Origin of the sequence: Frankia sp. EI5c (assembly GCF_001636565.1) — a bacterium.
GTDB lineage: Bacteria > Actinomycetota > Actinomycetes > Frankiales > Frankiaceae > Parafrankia.
This window is the reverse complement of sequence record NZ_LRTK01000020.1, coordinates 35,327-55,225: the sequence shown is the minus strand read 5'-3', so window position 1 is coordinate 55,225 and position 19,899 is coordinate 35,327. Positions and strand designations below refer to the sequence as shown.

Here is a 19,899-nt window from a genome sequence, read left to right as displayed (position 1 = left end):
CGCAGAAGCCCGCGGCGCAGAAGCCGAGCCAGAGGCCGGCTACGCAGAGGCCGGCGGCGCAGAAGCCGAGTCAGAAGCCGGCGGCGCAGAAGCCGGCTGGACGAGCGTCGCAGCGGTGAGGGGGAGCTGCTCTGCGGACGGTGGGCGCGCTTCGTGCGCACCCCTCGACACGCCTGTTCCGGTGACGCCTCGGGCACTCTTGGTGAGGTAAGTTCCCGCGGACATCGGATCGGTGCGCCTGGGGGACGAATGCGGGTAGCCGTGACGTCGCGGAGACAGCTGTGATCACTGCCGTAGGCGGTGTGGTGGCGGCGCTGGCCATGAGTGCGCTCGTCATCGGCATCGTGGGCCTGGTTCGCGGGCACGTGACCCGTCTGATGATCGATAGTCGGCCGGTCGCGGGCCTCGTGACGGCGGCGAGCTTCACGGTCGCTGTGGCGACCTTCGGCGCGCTGGCGCCGGATGGCAGCCGCGGTGACACGACGGTGGCCGCCCGCCCGCTGGAAGCGAACTCGGGCCCAGACTTCGGGCATCGGGCTAAGAGGCAGGTGGGCGACCTGGCAACCGGGCTCCCGCGAGCAGAGGCCCGGCAGTTCCCCGAAACCTACGGGGCCGGTTCATCAAGGCTGGGTACCGTCGGCAGGCCGCCCGCCCCTCCTGCCTCGGGCCGGCAGGAGGACGGTTCCCCGCCCGGATCCGGCAACGGTGGTGGCCAGCGGGCTCCCGGTGATCTCCCGACCCCGAGCGGGTCGCCCGAGCCTCGTGGGGGAGATCATTCATCGACCCCCTCATCCTCGCCGGCCACGGCCACGGCCACGGCCACGGCTACACCGGGCTATCCGGCCGAAGCACCTGCGCCGGGCGGTGGCACCACGGGCGGCGGCACCACGGGCGGCGGAGCGCGTGGTGGTGGCGCCGCGGTGGGCGGCGGTCCGTCGACCGGCCCGGCTGGTGTGCCGGGTAACCCTCAGGGGCCGGCGCCGCGGGCGGACGACCGGTCCGCCGCGGGCACCTCGGGCTCGGCCGGTTCGCCCGTGGAGGGCTCGCTGGCGAACGGCCCGCGAGCCGGAGGAGCGGCGGCGCCGACGACGCCGGCCTCCGCGGGTGAGCAGGGGTGTGAGGGGGAGCAGGCCGGTGTTCTGGACTTCGAGCTGCCCGAGGTCTCCGTCTGGGGCGCCCCCGCCGAGTCGGCCCGGCAGTGCGGGTGACCGCCGGCCCGGTTGCGGCCACCGGGATGGCGGTGCCGGGCGCGGGTGACCGCCTCAGCCCAGGTTCTGCGGTACCGCGGCCCGTGCCTCGGCGAGCGCGGTGATGGCGGCCACGTTGCCCGCCGCCCATGCCTCAAGCTGCGCNGGCAGCTCGGGAAGGGTCGAGTCCAGCACGAACACACCGCGGGTCGGGCACGAGGCGCCGATCTCCACCAGCACCGGGCGGAGGTGCACCTCGACCGCCAGTGCGTGCTCGGGAGCACCCGCCACCAGCACGGGCACCGTCGGTACACCGGCCAGCTCGCCCTGACCGATCTGGTCGAGAAGCAACTTCAGGAGGCCGGTGTAGGTGGCCTTGAAGGTCGGAGTCGCGACAACCAGGACGTCCGCCGTCCGCATGGAGGCGACGGCCTCCTTGACGGCGGGATCACCCCAACCGAGCAGCCCCGGACCCAGTGCGCTGACCTCGATCACCTCGGCCACTGTCTCGACACCGGCGGGAAAGGCGGCCGCGACCTGGGCCGCCACCGCCTCCGCGACCGCGCGCGTGCGCGAGTTCGGTTTCGGATTGCCCACGACACTCAGAACGCGGCGCTGCGGCATCGATCAACCCTTCTGTGGTTCACGCGATCCGGATCAGGAGCGTGCCGAGAACTGGCCGTAGGCGCCCCGGAAGTAGAGTAGTGGTTCCCCGGCGGCGGCGGCACCCAGACGCTCGACCAGCCCAAGGGTGATGACATGATCTCCGGCATCGTACTCGCGGTGCAGGGAGCATTCCATCCAGGCGAGTGCCCCGTCGAGCACGGGCGCTCCGTTCTCACCCGGCCGCCAGGCGATCCCGCGCCACTTGTCGGTACCGCTCCGCGCGAACTGCTGGGATATCGGCTCCTGCGCGTTGTCGAGCACGTTGACGCAGAAGCTGCCGGCCGCGCGGATCCGTGGGTAGCTGGTGGACGACCGGGCTGGGAGGAACATCACCAGAGGTGGTTCCAATGACGCGCTGCTGAACGACTGGCAGGTCATTCCCACCGGCTCGGATCCGTCCATCGCCGTGACGATCACGATGCCCGAGCAGAAATGGCCGAGGACGGCGCGGAAGTCCGCGGCCTCGGTCGCGGCGAACACTTTCGCGGTGGGTGTCGCCACGTCCTCCCGGGGCTGGCGCTGCGCGATCACGCCACGCGTTGCCTGGGTCATCGGTGCCTCCGCGGGTTGGGCCGGCCAGGCACCGGTCAGGGGAGACCGGAGATGAACCGGCGAGTAGTGCCATAACGTGGGCCGGGACCAGTCCGCGCTGGCCCGGTTGGTGTGGGGCGTTGCCGGTACGGTCACGCGCAGAGGTGTCGTTGCTGTTACGTCACCGTGGTGCGGCCGTTGCGCTGCCCGCCGGCGCGCAGGTCTCCTGATCCGGCAGTGAGAGCGGGGCGATTCTCCCGGATTCCGCTGCCCGCGCCGGCCCGCGCTCTCCAGGCCCACCTCTCCGCTCCACCGGTGCCGCGTCCCACCGGTGTCGCGTCCCACCGGTGCCGCGCCGCCGCGTCGCCTCACCGCGCGATGTCACGCCGCGGTGCCCAGCCTCCGCCTGCCGCTGGGTCACCGCACCTCGTCGGGGGTCCGCGCCCCTGTGCCCGCCTGCGTGTCTCAGTGCTGGGCGGACCACACAGGTACTCCTTGGTGCCGCGAGTTGATGCCAGGATTTCCGGACTCGGGAGCGGCGCCGGCCCCGTCGGGCGGCCCGCACGCTGGCCGTCCGGCTAGGGCTCCGGGCCTGCTCACGCAGGTGCACGCCGGCTTTCCGGGCAGTACGCCGTGGTCGTTCGGTGTCTTCTCGCTTTCCATCGGACGTGCCCAGCACGACCGTGGAGACTCTTACGTAAGGGTAGGGTTTGTTTTGTATCTCCACGATGGAGGCGCCCTCTGCGCGGCGCCCGGGGAGGAATTCGATCTATGGCTGATCCCGTACGGACAGGTCCGCGAAGCGTCGAGAACCTGACCGCCGCGGCGGCCACGGCCGAGGTGCCGACGGCCGGGCTGTGCCGTGATCTCGCTCTGGCCCACGAGCGGGCGGGTGATCCGACCGCGGCCGTGCGGTGGGCGCTGGCGGCGACTGATGCCGGGGGAGACCTCGCCTGTTGGACGGCGGCCGCCGGCGTGCTGCGCCGCGCGCTCCCCGCCGCCGATCTGCCGCTGCGGCCGGCGAAGGTCGCGGTGCTCGGCAGTTACACCACCTCGCAGTTCGCGGCGCTCCTGCCGCTCGCCGCGGCGCGCGCCGGTGTGGCCGCCGAAGTGTACGAGTGCGGTTATGGCCAGTACAGGCAGGAGGTTCTCGATCCGGCGAGTGGCCTTCACCGCTTCGGTCCCGACGTCGTGGTCCTCGCGGTACACGCGGGGGACACGGCCTTCCCGTCGTTTGCCCGTGACCCCGACCAGGCGGTCGCCGCGGAGGTCACGCGGTGGACCTCACTGTGGGAGGCCATCGTTTCGCGGCTCGGTGCCCGGGTCGTCCAGCACACCTTCGTACTGCCGGAGAGCGACCCGTTCGGTCATCTGGCCCGGCGAACGCCAGGCGCGCGGTCGTCGATGCTCGCGGCGCTGAACGCGGCTCTCGGTGCGGCCGCGGCGATGCCCGCCGCCGCTGACGGCGGCTCCGGCTCCCGCGCTGACACTGACGGCGGCAGCGGTACCAACCCCGGGTCACGGTTCGGGTTCGGGGCCGGCCAGGTCGCTTTCGTCGACTGCGAGCGTCTCGCGGCGACGGTGGGCAAGCGCGACTGGTTCGACCCGCGTTACTGGCACCGCGCCAAGCAGGCGGTGTCCCTGGCGCATGTTCCCGCGCTGGCCCGGCACACCGGCGCGGTGGTGGGGGCCCAGCTGGGCACCAGCCGCAAGTGCCTCGTGCTCGACCTCGACAACACACTGTGGGGTGGGGTGCTGGGTGAGGACGGGCTCGCCGGAATCGCGCTGGGGGACGGCCCGGTCGGTGAGGCGTTCAGCGCGTTCCAGGAGTACGTCGCCCTGCTACGCGAGCGCGGTGTGATCCTCGCGGTCTGTTCGAAGAACAACGACGCCGACGCCCGCGAGGCATTCGAGCGGCATCCCGCGATGCGGCTGCGGCTCGACGAGATCGCGATGTTCAGCGCGTCCTGGGACGACAAGCCCGCGCAGATCCGGCGGATCGCCCACACTCTGGGCATCGGCCTGGATTCCCTCGTTTTCGTCGACGACAACCCGGCCGAGCGTGAGGTGGTACGCCAGCTCGTTCCCGAGGTGGATGTGATCGCCCTGCCGAAGAGCCCCCACGGCTACGTACGTGCGCTCGCCGACTACCCCTTCTTCGAGTCGGGTGCACTCACGGAGGAGGACTCCGCCCGTACGGAGCAGTACCGAGCCAGGGCGCGGGCCGCCGAGCTGGCCGCCTCCGCCTCCACACTGGAGGAGTTCCACCGTGGGCTGGAGATGGTGGCGACCGTGGTCGGGCTCGACGAGCTGACGCTTCCCCGCGTCGCCCAGCTCATCGGTAAGACCAATCAGTTCAACCTGACCACCCGGCGGCGCGGGGAGGCGGAGGTCGCCGATCTCGCGGCCGATCCGTCGGCCGCGGTGCTCTGTGTGCGGCTCGTCGACCGGTTCGCCGATCACGGCCTGGTGGCGGTGGTGATCGCCCGGCGTGTGCTCGACGAGGGAACGCCGGTGCTGGACGTGGACACCTGGCTGATGAGCTGCCGGGTGATCGGCCGCACGCTGGAGGACGAGATCATCNGGCTGATCTGCGCGGAGGCGCGGCGGCTCGGCTGCGCAGCCGTCCGGGGTCACTATCTGCCGACCGCGAAGAACGCTCTGGTGGCGGACCTCTATCCCCGGCTGGGCTTCCGGCCGCTCCCCACCACGGACAGCGCCACCCACTGGTGGCTTCCGGTGACACAGGCTCCGGAACGACCCGGCCTGATCCGGATCGTCGACGCCCGCCCGAGCCCGCCGGCGGCGAGTGCGCCGCGGTCCCGGTCGCGGGCCACCGGAACCACCGAACTGAACGCATCCGCACGGACGATGGAAGAAGTGGCCGGCTGATGGTGAGCGAGCGCCTTGCCCAGGTTTTCAGAGAGATCTTCAGTGACGACGACCTGGTCGTCACGGACGCGACCACGGCGGACGAGGTCCCGGGCTGGGATTCCCTGGCTCACATCAACCTGATTTANGCGGTGGAGAGCGAGTTCGACGTGAGTATTCCGGACGAACTGCTCTCCTCCTTCGCGAACGTCGGTGAGCTGCGCGCATGCATCGAGGAGCTATGCGGTGTTCGATGAGGCGGCGGACGCGGCTCTTCCTCTGCGCAAGCAGCTCCGCGAGGACAGGGCGGTCCACTACAGCTCACGACTGCATCCTGGTTACCAGGCGCTCGCTGTTCACCGGTTCGGCCGGTGGTGCCAGCGCCGCGGGGGTCTGGTCGGCCGAATCGGCCTGGTTGCCTTCANGGTCGTGAACAACGTCCTGATACGCAACGTCTACGGCACCGAGATCTCCGTCGACGCCAGCATCGGACGTCGTGTGCACATCGGGCACCATCAGGCGGTGATGATTCCGCGGCACTGTGTGATCGGCGATGACACGATCATTCGCCATGGGGTGACCATTGGTTATGTGGGAATGACCGCGCCGCCCGAGGACGTCCCGAAGATCGGTGCCCGGGTGGATATCGCCCCGGGCGTACACCTGATCGGGCCGATCACAATTGGCGACGACGTCAGAATCGGGCCAGGTTCGATCGTGACAACGGATGTCCCCGCCGGGTCGACCGTCTTCGCCGCCCCAGCGAGGATCATGCGACCACGCGCCCATGCCGCGCCGGCTGCCCCGGTCATCCCGGCTACTCCCCCCAGCTCGGTCGTTCCGCCGGCCTGACCAGGTCGGCTCCGCGGCTGGCGCACGGAGTGGCTGTCGCGCGCCCGTACCGATTCGGCCAGAGCTGGAACGTTACGGGCGCGGCCGCATCGGCCCGCGCTGACCGGGTGGGAGTAGCGGTGTCGCGTCACGCGTCATGCGCGACCGGGGCCGGGGCCCGCCTCGGGGGCCTTCGGCCGGACGGGCCGGGGTGGGGGCCGGCGGCGAGCGGGAGCCGGGTACGCGCGGAGGCCGGGCCGCTCGGGCGGCGTGCAAAGGTGGAGCACCTGAGCGTATGGTGTGCATTCGCTGCTGGTTTACGCGGCCTTTTCGCACTATCGTCTGTCTACGGATAATTCTTGACGGAAGGGCCTCGGTGAGAGGTCGTCCAGGGTAGATGCGTCAATTGTCTATGCGTTGACGAAGCATCCGAAGGAAAGGAAGCTGAGCGATCCGGGCTGCACTTCTCTGCGAATGATCAGGTCACTTGATAAGACCAATCGAGCATCCGCTACCGTGCCGGCCGTGTCGTTGAGTTCGCTATCTGAGATTTCCGTTGCTCCGCCGTCGGCCCCGGCCGCGCTGCGGACGCCCCCGCCTATTCGCATGAATGGACACTCCGTGCTCGGAGGGGCCGAGAAACACGGGAGCTGGCTGGTTGATGCGCTGACTGGCTCTCCGGTGCTCGCCGCGTTCGTCGTGCTACTGGTCGGGGGCCTGCTGGTGGTTCTTGTCGCCTGGTCCGTCCGGGGGGTGGTCGGGTGGGCGCGTCGTGGCGGTCGCGGCATCGACCCCGGGCGGATCTACACGGCGGCCGGAGCCCATTCCCGGGCCTGGGCCACCAGCCCCGTCCAGTCGGCTCCACGGCGCCGGGCCCGGGTCGCCAGGGACATGATTCCGTCGGTCAGCCAGGCGGTGGGTCGTACGGCCGAGGTCGCCAGCGCCCGGGTGGCCAGCGTCTGAGCCTCGTCGAGAGTGTCGGCATGCACCGCGGCGGACGCCTGGTAGAGGCGTACCGCGGCCAGTGCCCCGGGCGCGCGTGAACGGTCGAACATCGTCGCCGCGGTCGCGAGCCGGCGGCGGCCCTCGTTCAGCGCGCCCGCGCCCACCAGCGCCGCGCCGCCGAAGGTCGGCAGATAGCCCGGGTGCAGGCCGTCCAGCGCGTAGCCCTGGGCGGCGGGGGGCATCTCGCGGGCGAGCTCCTCGGCCTCCCGCACCACCTCCATCACCCGGTCGGCAGGCTCACCACGGCCGGCGCGGATGTTGGCCTCGGTGGTCATGGCCAGAATCGCCGTGTGGGAGTGGGGGGCGGTGGCCCGGGCGGCCAGCGTGAGGGAGAGCCCGTCGTCGGGGCTGTCGAAGGTGTAGGCGGCCAGTTCGGCCAGTACGACGCCGGCGTGAGCGGCGGTCGGCGCGTCACCCACATGGCGGGCGAGGACGAGTGCTGTGCGCGCCGACACGACCGCGCGCGCCGACAGCCCGCCGTCCCCCTGCGCCACCGCCGACATCAGGAGTACCCGGCTGTGAGTTCGCCGCCAGTCCCGGCGGAGCCCGGCGGGCTGGTGCCGACCAGCCATGGCCTCGGTGTGCCGGGCGATGACGTTGAGCCGTTCGACCAGGTCCGAGGGCGCCATCGTCTCCCAGCGGCGGGCCATGGTGGCCAGGCCGGTCTCGATCCGGGCGAGCGAGTCCGTACCCCGGTCATCCGGCGAGATCATGAGGCGTGATCCCCCGAACGCGAGAGCGGCTGTGGCCGCGCATGTGGCAACCACCAGCCGCCTGTCCGCCGCTTCGTCCATCCCGCACTCCTGGGCGTCGTTGTCCGGTCACGGCGGCAGAGGCCCGGATGATCCGGACGTAATCTCATGATTAGTCTCCGGAGAGAGATGATCGCGAAGCTGCTCCGAGGGTAGCTATTTCAACGCGCTCTGTCGCCGGCATGGCCGGATCTCGGGACTTTCGTCATCTGGTAACGGGTTCGTCGCAACCCTGCCACTCTGACCTGCTGGTGGGTGTGCGTTATCTGAAAATTGTGTTCTGTCCGGTTGCGGATGCGCGGATTTCTCCTGACTTGTGGGTCGGAGGCCGCGAGTCACAGCGCGTCGAGTGCCTGCTCGAGGTCGACCAGCAGGTCGTCGACCGCCTCGATGCCGACCGAGAGCCGGACGAGGTCGTCGGGCACCGCCAGCGGTGAGCCTGCGACCGAGGCATGTGTCATGCGGGCGGGATGCTCGATGAGTGACTCGACCCCGCCCAGCGACTCGGCGAGGGTGAACAGCCGGGTGGCGGCGCACACCGCCAGTGCCGCGGAGGCACCGCCGCTGAGCTGGAAGGAGACCATGCCCCCGAAGTCGCGCATCTGCTTGGACGCGACCTCGTGGCCCGGGTGACCGGGCAGCCCCGGGTAGTGGACCGTGTGCACCGCCGGGTGGCCGGCGAGCAGCGCCGCGACCTCGCGGGCGTTCGCGCAGTGCCGGTCCATGCGCACCGCCAGGGTCTTGATCCCACGCAGCACCAGCCACGCGTCGAACGGCCCGGGGACCGCACCGGCCGCGTTCTGCATGAAACGCACCCGGTCGGCCAGCTCGGACGAGGCGGCCACCACGGCACCGCCCACCACGTCGCTGTGCCCACCCAGGTACTTCGTCGTCGAGTGCACGACGGCATCCGCGCCCAGGAGCAGCGGCTGGCACAGGTACGGCGAGGCGAAGGTGTTGTCGACGACGAGCAGCGCGCCGCCCCCGTGCGCGGCACCGGCGAGGGCGGCGATGTCCGCGATGGCGAGCAGGGGATTCGTGGGTGTCTCACACCACACCAGCGCTGTCGACCCCGGCCGGATCGCGGCGGCGGCCGCGGCCGGATCGCTCAGATCGACAGCGGTGTGCTCCACGCCCCACTCGGCCAGCACCCGGGCGAACAGACGGTAGGTGCCGCCGTAGGCGTCGGCGGGGATGGCGACGTGGCTGCCCGGCCGGCAGACAGCGCGTAGCAGCGCGTCGGAGGCGGCCAGCCCGGAGGCGAACGCCAGCGCGGCGGCACCGTGTTCGAGCGCGGCGAGACTGGTCTCCAGGGCGGCGCGGGTGGGGTTGCCCGAGCGGGCGTACTCGAAGCCGGCCCGCAACTCGCCCACACCGTCCTGAGCGAAGGTCGACGCGGGATGGATGGGGACCACGACCGCTCCGGTCGCAGGGTCGGGCTCCTGGCCGGCGTGCACGGCCAGGGTCTCGAATTCCGCGTTGCGATCAGTCATGGACCCACCCTCGCACGGTGCCCGGGCCACCTCCGGGACGGACACCCCGCCGCCGGCAGCCGGGGCGTCAGCGGGAGGCGAGGAAGCCCAGCAGGTCGGCCCGGGTCAGGATCCCGGTGGGGTTTCCCTCGTTCAGGACGAGCGCGGCGGGGTCCGCGCCGAGCGCCGAGACGAGTACCGACAGCGGCTCACCGGCCCCGACGGTCGGCAGCGGCGCCGACATGTGCTCGACGACGGGGGCGCCCACCGTTGCGCGGTCGGCGAAGACCGCGTCCAGCAGATCGCGCTCCAGCACGGCACCGGCTACCTCCGCCGCCCGGACCGGGGGCTCATGACGCACCACCGGCATCTGCGAGACCCCGTACTCGCGCAGGTAGGAGATCGCCGCGCCGACGGTCTCGTCGGGGTGCACGTGGACGAGGTCGGGCGGCCCGGAGGTCTGGGCGGCCTTGTGCGCGAGGACGGAGGAGACGGTCGGCTCGTCCGAGGGAGGGTCGAGGAAACCGTTGTCGTACATCCACTCGTCGTTGAAGATCTTGGAGAGGTAACCGCGGCCGGAGTCGGGGAGAAGCACCACCACACAGCCGTCGGTGGTCCCGGCGGCGTCGAGCTCGCGGGCGATCCGCAGCGCGGCGACGACCGCAAGCCCGCAGGAGCCACCGACGAGGATTCCCGCCCGGCGGGCGAGCTCCCGGGTCATCAGGAAGGACTCCCGATCGCTCACGGCCTCGACCCGGTCGACCACGGACTTGTCGTAGGTCGTGGGCCAGATGTCTTCCCCGACGCCCTCGACGAGGTAGGGCCGGCCGCTGCCACCGGAGTAGACCGAGCCCTCCGGGTCGGCGCCGATCACCTTGACGGCGCCGCCGCTGACCTCCTTGAGATGGCGGCCGGTTCCGCTGATCGTGCCGCCGGTGCCGATGCCGGCCACGAAGTGGGTGATCCTGCCCTCGGTGGCCTGCCAGATCTCGGGCCCGGTGGTGGCCGAATGCGCGGCCGGGTTCTCGGGGTTGGAGTACTGGTCGGGACGCCACGCCCCGGGGGTCTCGCGCTCGATCCGTTGCGCGACCGAGTAGTAGGAGCGGGGGTCGTCGGGCGCGACCGCCGTCGGGCAGACGACCACCTCCGCGCCGTAGGCCCGCAGAACGGCGCGCTTCTCTTCGCTGATCTTGTCGGGCATGGTGAAGACGCAGTGGTAGCCGCGGCGCGCCGCGATCATCGCCAGGCCCACACCGGTGTTGCCGCTGGTGGGCTCGACGATCGTTCCACCCGGGCGGAGCTGGCCGGCCCGCTCGGCCGCGGCGACCATGGACAGTGCGATGCGGTCCTTCACCGAGCCGCCGGGATTGAGGTACTCCAGCTTGGCGAGCACCGGCGTCGTGGTGTCGGCGATCGTCGGCGTCAGCCGTACCAGCGGCGTGCCGCCGACCAGATCGGTGATGTGGTCGTAGACGTTCATGTCTGCCCCTCGCCGAGGACCTCCGCTCCCGCCGACCGGGCGAGCCGGTCGGTGGAACAGCCGCCGGGTGGGACGCTACCGGTGGTCTCCCCGCTCCGCTCCGCGAAGACCGGGCCGGACACGGGGAGACACCGCGGGCGCGACCGGAGGCAGTTGATTCGACTCCCACACCGATTCCAGGCCGATACCCCGCTGAGACCCCGCTGATACGCGATGTATCCCCGGGATTCCCCGAAGTGGTGGTGTGACAGCGTCGAGGTGGTACCCGGCGGGAATGCGGGGGCGAAACGGTCTGCGCGCGGGATTCGCTACTTCGTTGGTCGGGACGGNGACCCGCGGGCCGGAATTACCGGCGCACGGTAGCGCGCTGTCGCTATCGGATGGACGGCCCGTAAGGGGCTCGATCATCGTCCGCGGAGACGATGTCCTTTCCCAGCGGGAGCAGGGATATCGGGATCAGTTTGAAGTTGGCCAGCCCCAGGGGGATGCCGATGATCGTGAGGCAGAGGGCGACGCCCGTCGTCAGGTGGCCGAGCGCCAGCCACCAGCCGGCGAACAGGATCCACAGGACGTTGCCGACCAGTGACGCGCTTCCGGCGCTCGGCTTGTCCACCACCCGGCGGCCGAAGGGCCACAGGGTGTAGTTGGCCATGCGCAGGGCCGCGATCCCGAACGGAATCGTGATGATGAGCAGGAAGCAGATCAGCGCCGCGAGCGCGTAACCGATCGCCAGCCAGACTCCACACAGCACCAGCCAGATCACATTGAGTAGGATGCGCATCTGAGTCCCGCCTCTCTGGGCCGTGTCCGAGTGCCGTGCTCGGGGTGTCGTCGCTCGGATTCGGGGGCTGCCCCCGGGATCCTCGGCGTTACCCGACCCCGGGTCCGGGAGCCGAGGTGGCGCGGGCTTCGATGGCTCGGACAGGCCCGGACCTCCTGCCCCGGACGGACCACCCCGGACGGGCTGACGGCTGTCGCTCGCTCATTACCACGGTCGCCAGGGTGTTCGGGTCGGGCGGCCCCTCTGCTCGGGCCGTTCGGCGGGCACCCCCGGGCGGCATTTCCCGTCTCCTTCCTGTCCTTCCGGCGGACCGGCCGGGAACGGGGCTTCGCGTGGCGTGGCAATCCTCACAGGATAAGTGCGACGCCGACGGCCTCATAGTGCTTTCCGGACGTGGCCGCCGTGGCTGGATGCCCCGTTCCGCGACCGCCAAACGATGGCGGGGCGGCAATCCTCGGCATGGCGCCCATGGGCTGTCGGCCGCTCGGGCCACGCAGACTGGAGTACGGTTTGCGGCGTTGGCTAAATAGACCGTTTTGTCGGGATGATAACGCGATGTGAGCGCACAGTTCCGGTGAATGAGCGGCAAAGCGGGAGCGGTACTCAACGGGCGGGACTGAGGTATCCGGTGACGATCGAGACCGAGACGGCNGACCTGGTGGACCAGTGGTTCGCCGAGATCACCGCGGTCGATCTCCTGCCACTCGCCGCCGGCGAGGCCCGCGCCTGGCTGTCACGCCTGGCGGTGGATCTACTCCGGGCGGTGAACGCCGAGCCGTTCCGACCCGAGGTCGGATATGACATCGGTGTCCGGCTGGTGCGGGGTCAGGTGACGTCCGGTGAGGCGCTTGGCCGCACCGTTCGGCTGCTCGGCCGCCATCTGGCCCGGGCCTGCGCGGGAGCCGCCGGCTCGCGGATGCCAGGCGAGCGGATCGCGGACCTGCTTGGCGAGCTCGTCCGAGGCCACACCGAGACCCTGCGGGAGCACACCCGTGACGGCCAGGCCGCACTGCGGCGCGCCGAGCTCGGCGCCCGGGTCCGCGCCGAACGCGAACGGCAGATCTCCCAGAGCAGACTGCACGCGGTCATGAGCGGCGCCGCGCTGGGCATGATCGTCGCCGACCGCACCGGACGGATCCTGGAAGCCAGCCACGCCGCGCTCGACATCCTCGGCCTCGCCGGCCAGCGCCCGCCGGTGGCGTGGCCGCTGCACGAGATCGTCCACCCGGCGGACCGCGAGGTGGTCGCCCGGCTGTGGCGGGAGGCCCGGCGCGGCCGCTCCCGGGGAGAGTGCCGCATCCTGCGTCCCGACGGGACGCCCATGTGGGTGGCGATGACCCTGACGACCACGCGGGCCGGCGCCGGGGACTGGTTCGGCGTCGCGATGCTGGAGGACATCACCGAGCGGCGACGCCTGCAGGAGGAGATCCGCTCGCATGCCCGGCGTGATCCGCTCACCGGGCTGGTGAACCGGGCGGCGTTCCTCGAGCGGCTGGAGGCCGCGTTCCGGGACGCGACGCCCGCGACGCGGATCGGCCTCTGCCACCTCGACCTCGACCGGTTCAAAATGATCAACGAGGGCTTCGGTCACGAGGCGGGCGACCAGCTGCTCGTCGAGGTCGCCCGCCGGCTCGACGACCTGGTCGCGGCCTCGGTCCCGACCCCTCCGCCGGCTGTGTGCCCGCCCACCGCGATCCCGGCCCGCCGGCTGCCCGACGGCCGGCTGCCGGAGGCCCGCCCGGAGATCATCTCGGCGGGGCCCGCCGGGTGGGGTGCCGCCTTCGAGCGCCCGCGGGCGGAACGCACCGTGGCCCGGATAGGCGGTGACGAGTTCGTGATCCTCGTCCCGGACAGCGCCGGCCTCGCAGAGGTAACGGCACTGGCCCGGCGGGCGCTGGCGGTGCTGCGCGACCCCGTCCGCGTCGACGGCCGTGACCTGCCGGTCACCTGCAGCATCGGGGTGGTCGAGATGGCCGCCGCCGAGACCCGGCCGGCCGACCTGATCGCCGCGGCCGACGCCTCGCTGACCTGGGCGAAAAGCGGTGGAAAGAACCGGTTGACAGCGTTCGACCCGGACCGGGGGACCCGGGAGGCGACCCGCGGCCTGCTGTCTCGCTCGATGCGTCCCGGGCTCGCCCGCGGCGAGTTCTCGCTGGCGTACCAGCCGATCGTCGACCTCGTCGGTGGGGCGGTGGCGGGGGCGGAGGCGCTGCTGCGCTGGGACCATCCGCACCTCGGCCCCACCNGCCCGGGGGAGTTCATCGACCTGGCGGAGGACTCGGGTTTCATCGTCCAGCTCGGGCAGTGGGTGCTTGAGCGGGCCTGTGAGGTGGCGCGGGACTGGCCGGCGCACATGTTCGTCAGCGTGAACCTCTCCGCTCGCCAGCTGCGGGAACCCGGCCTGGTGGGCGTGGTCGAGGGCATCCTGGCGCACACCGGCCTCCCGCCGGAGCGGCTCCAGCTCGAACTGACGGAGACGGTCCTGCTGGACTCCGGGGGAGAGCAGGTCACCGCCCTGCACGGGCTGAGCGCGCTCGGCGCGCGCATCGTCATCGACGACTTCGGCACGGGGTGGTCGAACTTCGCCTACCTGTCCACCATGCCGGTACGCGGGCTGAAACTGGCCGGGCTGTTCGTCGCCAAACTCGGCCAGGGCACGGAACCAGGCCGGGACGACCATCTGGTCGAGGCGATCGTGCAGTTCGCGCGCAAGCTCCGGCTGTCGGTGACAGCCGAGGGCATCGAGACCCCGCGGCAGGCGGCGGCACTGCGTGGCTTCGGCGCGGACCTGGGGCAGGGACATCTGTTCGGCGAGCCGGTGCGTGCCGACGAGTTCGCCGGGACGCTGCTCCGCCGCGCGGTCGCCGCCAGCTGACCGACGACGCGACAAAGGTTCGCTCCCTCACCGCGGTGCCGCGGCACCGCGCTGCGTCCGTGCGTCCGTGCGTCCGTGCGTCCGTGCGGCGGTGTCGCGGTGTCGCGGTGTCGCGCGCGGGCTGCCGGATGCGCCCCAGCGTGATGTCGGATTCTCGCTGGACCGGACCGGCTTCGGGCGCGAATCCTGGACAGGTGCCCGCGACATCGCCTCTCGACCCGGAGCTGTGCGAGCGGGCGGTGCGGTCCCGGGACGCCCGATTCGACGGGTGGTTCTTCGTCGCGGTCACGTCCACCGGCATCTACTGCCGTCCCAGCTGCCCGGCGAGGCCGCCCAAGCCGCAGAACATGCGGTTTCACCCGAGTGCCGCCTCCGCCCAGCGCGCGGGCTTCCGGGCGTGCAGGCGCTGCCGGCCGGACGCCAGCCCCGGCTCACCCGCCTGGAACCACCGGGCCGACGTCGTCGCCCGGGCGATGCGACTCATCGCCGACGGCGTCGTCGACCGCGAGGGTGTCCCGGGGCTCGCCGCTGTGCTCGGTTATAGTCCCCGCCAGATCGAGCGGCAGTTGCTCGCCGAGCTCGGTGCCGGGCCGCTCGCGCTGGCCCGCGCCCAGCGGGCCCAGACCGCCCGGCTCCTGCTTGAGACGACGGCGATGAGCATGGGTGACGTCGCAACCGCGGCCGGCTTCCGCAGCCTCCGCGCCTTCAACGGCACGGTGCGCGAGATCTTTGCCGCCGCCCCCGGTGACCTGCGCCGTCGCGCCCGGCCGGCCACCGATGCGCGCCCGAATGGGCAGGTCCGTGCCCGGATCCCCGCACCGGCAGCGGTGTCGCCGGTCGGTGCGCCCGGGGCGTTGGAAGAGGCGTCGGCCGAAGTGCCTGGAGAGCCGCACGGGACGCCGGGCGGGGCATCCAACCTGGTCGCGGTGATGACGGTGCGCCTGCCGTTCCGGGCGCCGCTGCATGCTGCCAGCCTGTTCGGTCACCTTGTCGCAACCGCGGTGCCCGGCGTCGAGGAATGGCGGGACGGTGCCTACCGCCGGACGATGCGCACGCCGGGGGGCCATGCGATCATCGCGCTGCGCCCGCTGCCCGATCAGATCGCGTGCCGGCTGGCACTGACCGACGTGCGGGACCTCGGCCTCGTCATCGCCCGCTGCCGCCGCCTGCTCGATCTGGACGCGGACCCGACGGCCGTCGACGGGCAGCTCGCCGCGGACCCCGCGCTGGCCCCGCTGGTCGCGCGGGCGCCCGGTCGCCGCGTGCCCCGCACCGTCGACCCGGCCGAGTTCGCGCTGCGCGCGGTCATCGGGCAGCAGACCACGGTGGCGGCCGCCCGTACACAGGCCGCCAGGCTGGTCCGTGCCACCGGGACCAGGGTGCACGACCCGGACGGCGGGCTCACCCACCTGTGGCCCAGTGTCACCGACCTCGCGCGGGGATCCGGGGTGCGGCTGCCCGGACCCGCCGTCCGGCGGAGGGCGTTCACCGGGCTGGCCGCCGCGGTGGCGGCCGGTGACGTCGAGCTCGGCCCGGGCGGTGACTGGGACCGGACGAGGGCGATGTTGGCGGGCCTGCCGGGCATCGGACCGTGGACGATCGAGACCATAGCCATGCGGGCGCTCGGTGACCCGGACGCGTTCGCGCCCGGTGACCTGGGTGTCCGGCGCGGCGCGGAGCGGCTCGGGCTGCCGACCACCCCCGCCGCCCTGCTTCGTCGCGCCGCCGCCTGGCGGCCTTGGCGCGCGTACGCCGCGCAGCACCTGCTCGGCGCCCGCGCCGCCGGTGTCGCCGCGCTGCCGCCCACGGCGGAAGGGCCCCTTGACCTGTGACCAGACCGAGGTGAGCGAGACGGATGACCGAGACGGATGACCGAGATGGATGACGTGGACGGGCGCGGCCACGCTGTCGTGGCGAGCCCGATCGGGCCGCTGACCCTGGTGGCCCGCGAGGGGGCGATAGTCGGGGTGTTCATGGAGGGTGGGCGCCACCTCCCCGAGCCGGCCTGGTTCGGCGACCACCAGGAGGACCCGCTGCTCGCCGCGGCGGCCCGCCAGCTCGACGAGTACTTCGCCGGCCGGCGAACGACCTTCGACCTGCCGCTGCGGCCGGCCGGCACGGACTTCCAGCGCCGGGTGTGGTCGGCGCTGCGCGAGATCCCCTATGCCGAGACGGTCTCCTACGGAGATCTGGCCCACCGACTCGGTCAGCCCGGGGCCTCGCGGGCGGTCGGGCTGGCCAATGGCAGGAACCCGATCAGCATCATCGTGCCCTGCCACCGGGTGATCGGCTCGGACGGCAGCCTCACCGGCTACGGCGGTGGGCTGGACCGCAAGCGCCAGTTGCTGGCCCTTGAGCAGCGGGTCGCCGGTCTCTCGCTCCTCTGACCATCGGGCCCCGCCCGGCAGGGTTCGCTCAGCGCGGCCGGCCGCGACGACGTTTCTCCCGGCTCACCAGGATGTCCGGCCCGAGATCATCGGAGGGGAGCTCGCTGCCGGGAGCCCGGCGTGCTGATGCGGGCGCCGGCCGGTAGCGGGTGAGCGCCGCGAGCGAATAGCCCGGGTACTGGGTCGGCACCGCCGGGTAGACCGGCGCCCGGGAACCAGCCAGGGGTGCCTCGCCGGCTCCGGTCGGGGAGCCCGAGCGCCGGCGCTGCGCGGCGCGGTAGGCCTGGCGGCGCGCGATGGGAGCGGTGATCGGGTCGATCGGGTCGTCGGAGCCGGCGGGCGGCTCGTGCCGGTTGGCGCCGGCCGGCCCGGTGGCTGCCCGCCGCCGCGGCCGGTTCGGCGCGGGCGGCTCGGCCGCGGGCGGCGCCGTGGGGCCGAACCAGTCGAAATGCCGCCCGCGGCCGCGCAGGGCGGTGTTCTCCGCCTGGACGATCACCAGCAGCGCGGTCGCGAACGCGGCCCTGGTCCGTGCCTCGTCGAGCTGTCGAGAGAGCTCGGCGACGTAGGCCGGATCGATGGCGGGCTCCTCGGCCTCAGGGGCCGGTTGCCCGTCGGGGTCCACCGCTACGCCGAACGCCTCGACGTGCAGCTGGCGGAGGTGTTCCAGGTGCTTCGGGAGCTCCGGGTCGGACTCGGTGAACAGCAGCTTCGCGTAGACCTCGACCACCCGCCACTCGATCGCCTTCTCACCGCGGAACTGGCGGCTGAGATCGCGGGTACGCGATCTGTGGATCTTTGTGGAGTCGGCCTCCGCCCACAGCTCACGGGCGACCATTTCATAACTGACGCGATATGGATTATTTAGTTCATTTAAGCGGGTCAGGAGGTTTTTTTGTGGTCCGTCCGCGAGGTCGGCTCGCGGCCCTTTGGGGCGGGCCCCCGCGAGGGTCACCCACACACCATCCGGGCGGGCGCTGGCCTGCTGGCCGAAGGACGAGTACGCGGCACTGTGCAGATCCTCTCTCTGCTGTGTTCGTCCGCGTGCCCTCGGGGCGCCGGACGATCGGACGGTGGCGCCAGCGGGTTCCCCGACAGCCCGCTTCGATTGTTGCGCATGATACGGGCGGTGTGCCCGTGATGCGGGCAAGTCAGGTATCTCATCGGGGGTTCCGTTGTGCGGTGAACGATCGTGTCTGGTGAAGTGCGGGACCTTCTGGGGCTCGCGGGGCGCGATAGCCGGGCCCGGGTCGATCTCGTGCGTGCGCCGTGAAGTGCGACTCCTGGTCGCGTTGCCTCGACCGCGTTCCCGCATCGGCATTACCTCTTTTCCGTGCTGGTGCTCGCTGTCTGCGGGCGCCGCAGGATCAGGTAACTGGGTGGCGGGATGCGCGGCAAGTTCGCACAACCGGCGGACTGGGACAACTTCGCGCGGGCCTCGTCCCGGACCGGGTGGTCGTCCTGTCGCAGCAGGTCAGCGCAACCGGAGGGGATTGCGACGGCGGAGTGTCGCGGCACCCGCCCGGAGTGCCGCCAGGCGGGGTGCGGTGGGTTTGCGCGAGGGCCTGGTTCCGGGCCGTCGGCGCATCGCTCGCCGCGCCGACGGCCTGCCCTCAGCGGGGTGACGGCTGGTTTGCCGATTCTGATTCCACTGGTCCGGATTCGTGCTTGCGCGGCCCCGGGTATTTCACTCCCGAGCCAGGGATCTGCGTTCTGCCGACGAGATGTGCCGTTCTGGACGGGTTCAGTCGACAAGTGCCTCGGTGAGGACCCGACTCGCCTCCTCCGCGCCGAATGTCGGCGGGACCGGGCGGGCCTCGGGGGTTCCCAACCGCACCACGACGGTTCCGGACCCGGGGTCCATCTGCAGGATCTGGTTCCCGAGACCGATCGCCCAGAAGGTGTCTGCCGGCGCGTCCGGGACGAGGCGGCCGCGCTTCGTCGTCGTGTCGGCCGCCGCGGAAATGTCGGAGGCGGCGAGCGGCTGCGCGAGAACACCCTCGCGGTTGAGCCACCACAGATATCCGTACGCCGCGTTCATCTTGGTCGACGAGTCGCCGACGGCCGCGTCGACCCAGTCCCTGGAAACGATTTGTTCGCCGTTCCAGTCGCCGTGAGCCAACATCAGATATCCGAGCCGGGCGATGTCCCGACAGGTCGACTGCAGCCCCATGAAGGTGAGGGTGTTGCCCGTGGCGTCCGTCGTCATGCTGCTGTCATTCATGCCGAGCGGCTCGAAGACGCGCTCGCGCGCGAAGTCGATCACCTCTTCGCCGGTCGCGCCGCGCAGCACCTCCTCAAGGGTCTGCACGGCCGAGTTGTTGTAGGCCCAGACCTCCCCGGGTTTCCGGTCCTGGGGCAGTGCGACGGCGAAGGCCGTCTTGTCCTCGGCCTGGATCAGGTCCTCGTAATCGATCTTGATGCTCCACTGCCGGCCCGAGTCGTTGCTGACCAGGTCGCGGACGGTCACGGCCTCGGCCGGCGTGCCCTTCCACTGCGGGATCCAGGTGGCGGCCGAGTCGTCCAGCCGCAGGTCACCGTCATCCTGCGCGATGCCCACCAGCGTGGAGGTGAGCGACTTCGTCACGGAGTAGACGGCGGCGGGGGTGGTCGGCGTGGACCCGCGAAAATACCATTCACCGGCGATCTGGCCGTTACGGGACACCAGTAAGCAGGTCGACTTGCCCTGCTCCGCGGTCTTGGCGATCGCCTCGAGCTTCGCCGGATCGAGACCGACCGCGGCGGGATTCACCGTCTCCCAGGTATCGCCCGGAACGGTGATCTTCGCCGCCGCCGCGGACGACGTCCCCGGCGAGCCGGTGGCCGTGGGAGAAGGCTCACCGCCGCTGGAGCAGCTCGCGGCCAGGACCGCGGCACATGCTGTCGTCGCAACACAGAGCGCGAGACGGGACGAACGTCGCATCAAGAACCTCGATTGGCCGCAGGCTTCGGAACGCGAGGTGTGACGGTATACGTCCCGATGCGCGCTGAAAACCTCTCGCGGGAACGTGCGGCCTGGTTCCGGGGTGGCAGTGTGCCGGCGACCGGCCGGCGCGCATGGATA

14 protein-coding genes and 6 pseudogenes are annotated in these 19,899 nt (G+C 71.5%); 10 read left to right on the top strand and 10 right to left on the bottom strand.

Features of this window, described 5'->3' with window-relative positions; translation table 11 throughout:
• Nucleotides 1–281: 281 nt before the first annotated feature.
• Entirely contained in the window at nucleotides 282–1,208 is a 927-nt protein-coding gene (locus tag UG55_RS28455) for a hypothetical protein (RefSeq protein WP_128422951.1), read from the top strand.
• Nucleotides 1,209–1,262: 54 nt separating this feature from the next.
• Here UG55_RS28455 and UG55_RS47050 read toward each other — a convergent pair.
• From UG55_RS47050 to UG55_RS11995, 3 genes and pseudogenes are all read right to left on the bottom strand, one after another.
• Nucleotides 1,263–1,352 (bottom strand): annotated as a pseudogene (locus tag UG55_RS47050) (NADPH-dependent oxidoreductase); the annotation flags it as partial.
• A 1-nt stretch (nucleotide 1,353) separates the two neighbouring features.
• A partial coding sequence (locus tag UG55_RS12000; RefSeq protein ID WP_242424210.1) for an NADPH-dependent FMN reductase occupies nucleotides 1,354–1,811 on the bottom strand: 458 nt, incomplete at its 3' end.
• Between the two features lie 33 nt (nucleotides 1,812–1,844).
• Nucleotides 1,845–2,405, bottom strand: coding sequence for a flavin reductase family protein (locus UG55_RS11995; protein WP_066067086.1), 561 nt, complete (start codon nucleotides 2,403–2,405; stop codon nucleotides 1,845–1,847).
• A gap of 750 nt (nucleotides 2,406–3,155) precedes the next feature.
• Between UG55_RS11995 and UG55_RS11990 the strand changes: the two are divergent.
• From UG55_RS11990 to UG55_RS11980, 5 genes and pseudogenes are all read left to right on the top strand, one after another.
• Nucleotides 3,156–4,967 (top strand): annotated as a pseudogene (locus UG55_RS11990) (HAD-IIIC family phosphatase); the annotation flags it as partial.
• A gap of 1 nt (nucleotide 4,968) precedes the next feature.
• Nucleotides 4,969–5,276 (top strand): annotated as a pseudogene (locus UG55_RS35885) (methoxymalonyl-ACP biosynthesis protein FkbH); the annotation flags it as partial.
• Nucleotides 5,276–5,403, top strand: a pseudogene (locus UG55_RS35880) (acyl carrier protein); the annotation flags it as partial. The pseudogenes UG55_RS35885 and UG55_RS35880, both read left to right, overlap by 1 nt.
• Before the next feature lies 1 nt (nucleotide 5,404).
• Nucleotides 5,405–5,512, top strand: a pseudogene (locus tag UG55_RS35875) (acyl carrier protein); the annotation flags it as partial.
• Between the two features lie 268 nt (nucleotides 5,513–5,780).
• A complete protein-coding gene (locus UG55_RS11980) occupies nucleotides 5,781–6,107 on the top strand; it encodes a hypothetical protein (protein ID WP_396230877.1) in 327 nt (108 codons plus the stop codon).
• 782 nt (nucleotides 6,108–6,889) lie between these two features.
• Here UG55_RS11980 and UG55_RS11975 read toward each other — a convergent pair.
• The 5 genes from UG55_RS11975 to UG55_RS11960 all read right to left on the bottom strand — a co-directional run bounded on the left by UG55_RS11975 (nucleotide 6,890) and on the right by UG55_RS11960 (nucleotide 11,576).
• Nucleotides 6,890–7,885 carry a hypothetical protein gene (locus tag UG55_RS11975; protein ID WP_066067078.1) on the bottom strand — a complete coding sequence of 332 codons (996 nt, stop codon included), beginning with the start codon at nucleotides 7,883–7,885 and terminating at the stop codon, nucleotides 6,890–6,892.
• 293 nt (nucleotides 7,886–8,178) lie between these two features.
• On the bottom strand, nucleotides 8,179–9,336 hold the full coding sequence (locus tag UG55_RS11970; RefSeq protein ID WP_066067076.1) for a cystathionine gamma-synthase: 1,158 nt from the start codon (nucleotides 9,334–9,336) through the stop codon (nucleotides 8,179–8,181).
• A 67-nt stretch (nucleotides 9,337–9,403) separates the two neighbouring features.
• Entirely contained in the window at nucleotides 9,404–10,795 is a 1,392-nt protein-coding gene (locus UG55_RS11965) for a cystathionine beta-synthase (RefSeq protein WP_066067074.1), read from the bottom strand.
• Nucleotides 10,792–10,917, bottom strand: a complete 126-nt coding sequence (locus tag UG55_RS45310; protein ID WP_255360467.1) for a hypothetical protein — start codon at nucleotides 10,915–10,917, stop codon at nucleotides 10,792–10,794. Before UG55_RS45310 ends, UG55_RS11965 begins: the two co-directional genes overlap by 4 nt.
• A gap of 251 nt (nucleotides 10,918–11,168) precedes the next feature.
• Entirely contained in the window at nucleotides 11,169–11,576 is a 408-nt protein-coding gene (locus UG55_RS11960) for a YccF domain-containing protein (RefSeq protein ID WP_066067072.1), read from the bottom strand.
• 652 nt (nucleotides 11,577–12,228) lie between these two features.
• On the opposite strand from UG55_RS11960, the pseudogene UG55_RS35865 reads away from it, so the two are divergent.
• From UG55_RS35865 to UG55_RS11940, 4 genes and pseudogenes are all read left to right on the top strand, one after another.
• Nucleotides 12,229–13,821 (top strand): annotated as a pseudogene (locus UG55_RS35865) (diguanylate cyclase domain-containing protein); the annotation flags it as partial.
• 1 nt (nucleotide 13,822) lies between these two features.
• Nucleotides 13,823–14,451, top strand: a 629-nt coding sequence (locus tag UG55_RS35860; protein WP_242424207.1) for an EAL domain-containing protein, incomplete at its 5' end; no start/stop codon positions are given.
• A 143-nt stretch (nucleotides 14,452–14,594) separates the two neighbouring features.
• On the top strand, nucleotides 14,595–16,283 hold the full coding sequence (locus tag UG55_RS11945; protein WP_066067070.1) for an AlkA N-terminal domain-containing protein: 1,689 nt from the start codon (nucleotides 14,595–14,597) through the stop codon (nucleotides 16,281–16,283).
• A gap of 36 nt (nucleotides 16,284–16,319) precedes the next feature.
• Entirely contained in the window at nucleotides 16,320–16,838 is a 519-nt protein-coding gene (locus UG55_RS11940) for a methylated-DNA--[protein]-cysteine S-methyltransferase (RefSeq protein WP_066067068.1), read from the top strand.
• A 28-nt stretch (nucleotides 16,839–16,866) separates the two neighbouring features.
• On the opposite strand, the gene UG55_RS11935 is transcribed toward UG55_RS11940, so the two are convergent.
• Entirely contained in the window at nucleotides 16,867–17,673 is an 807-nt protein-coding gene (locus UG55_RS11935; protein ID WP_066067067.1) for a hypothetical protein, read from the bottom strand.
• Between the two features lie 906 nt (nucleotides 17,674–18,579).
• Complete coding sequence (locus tag UG55_RS11930; RefSeq protein WP_066067065.1) at nucleotides 18,580–19,758, bottom strand: serine hydrolase; 1,179 nt, start codon at nucleotides 19,756–19,758, stop codon at nucleotides 18,580–18,582.
• Nucleotides 19,759–19,899: the final 141 nt, after the last annotated feature.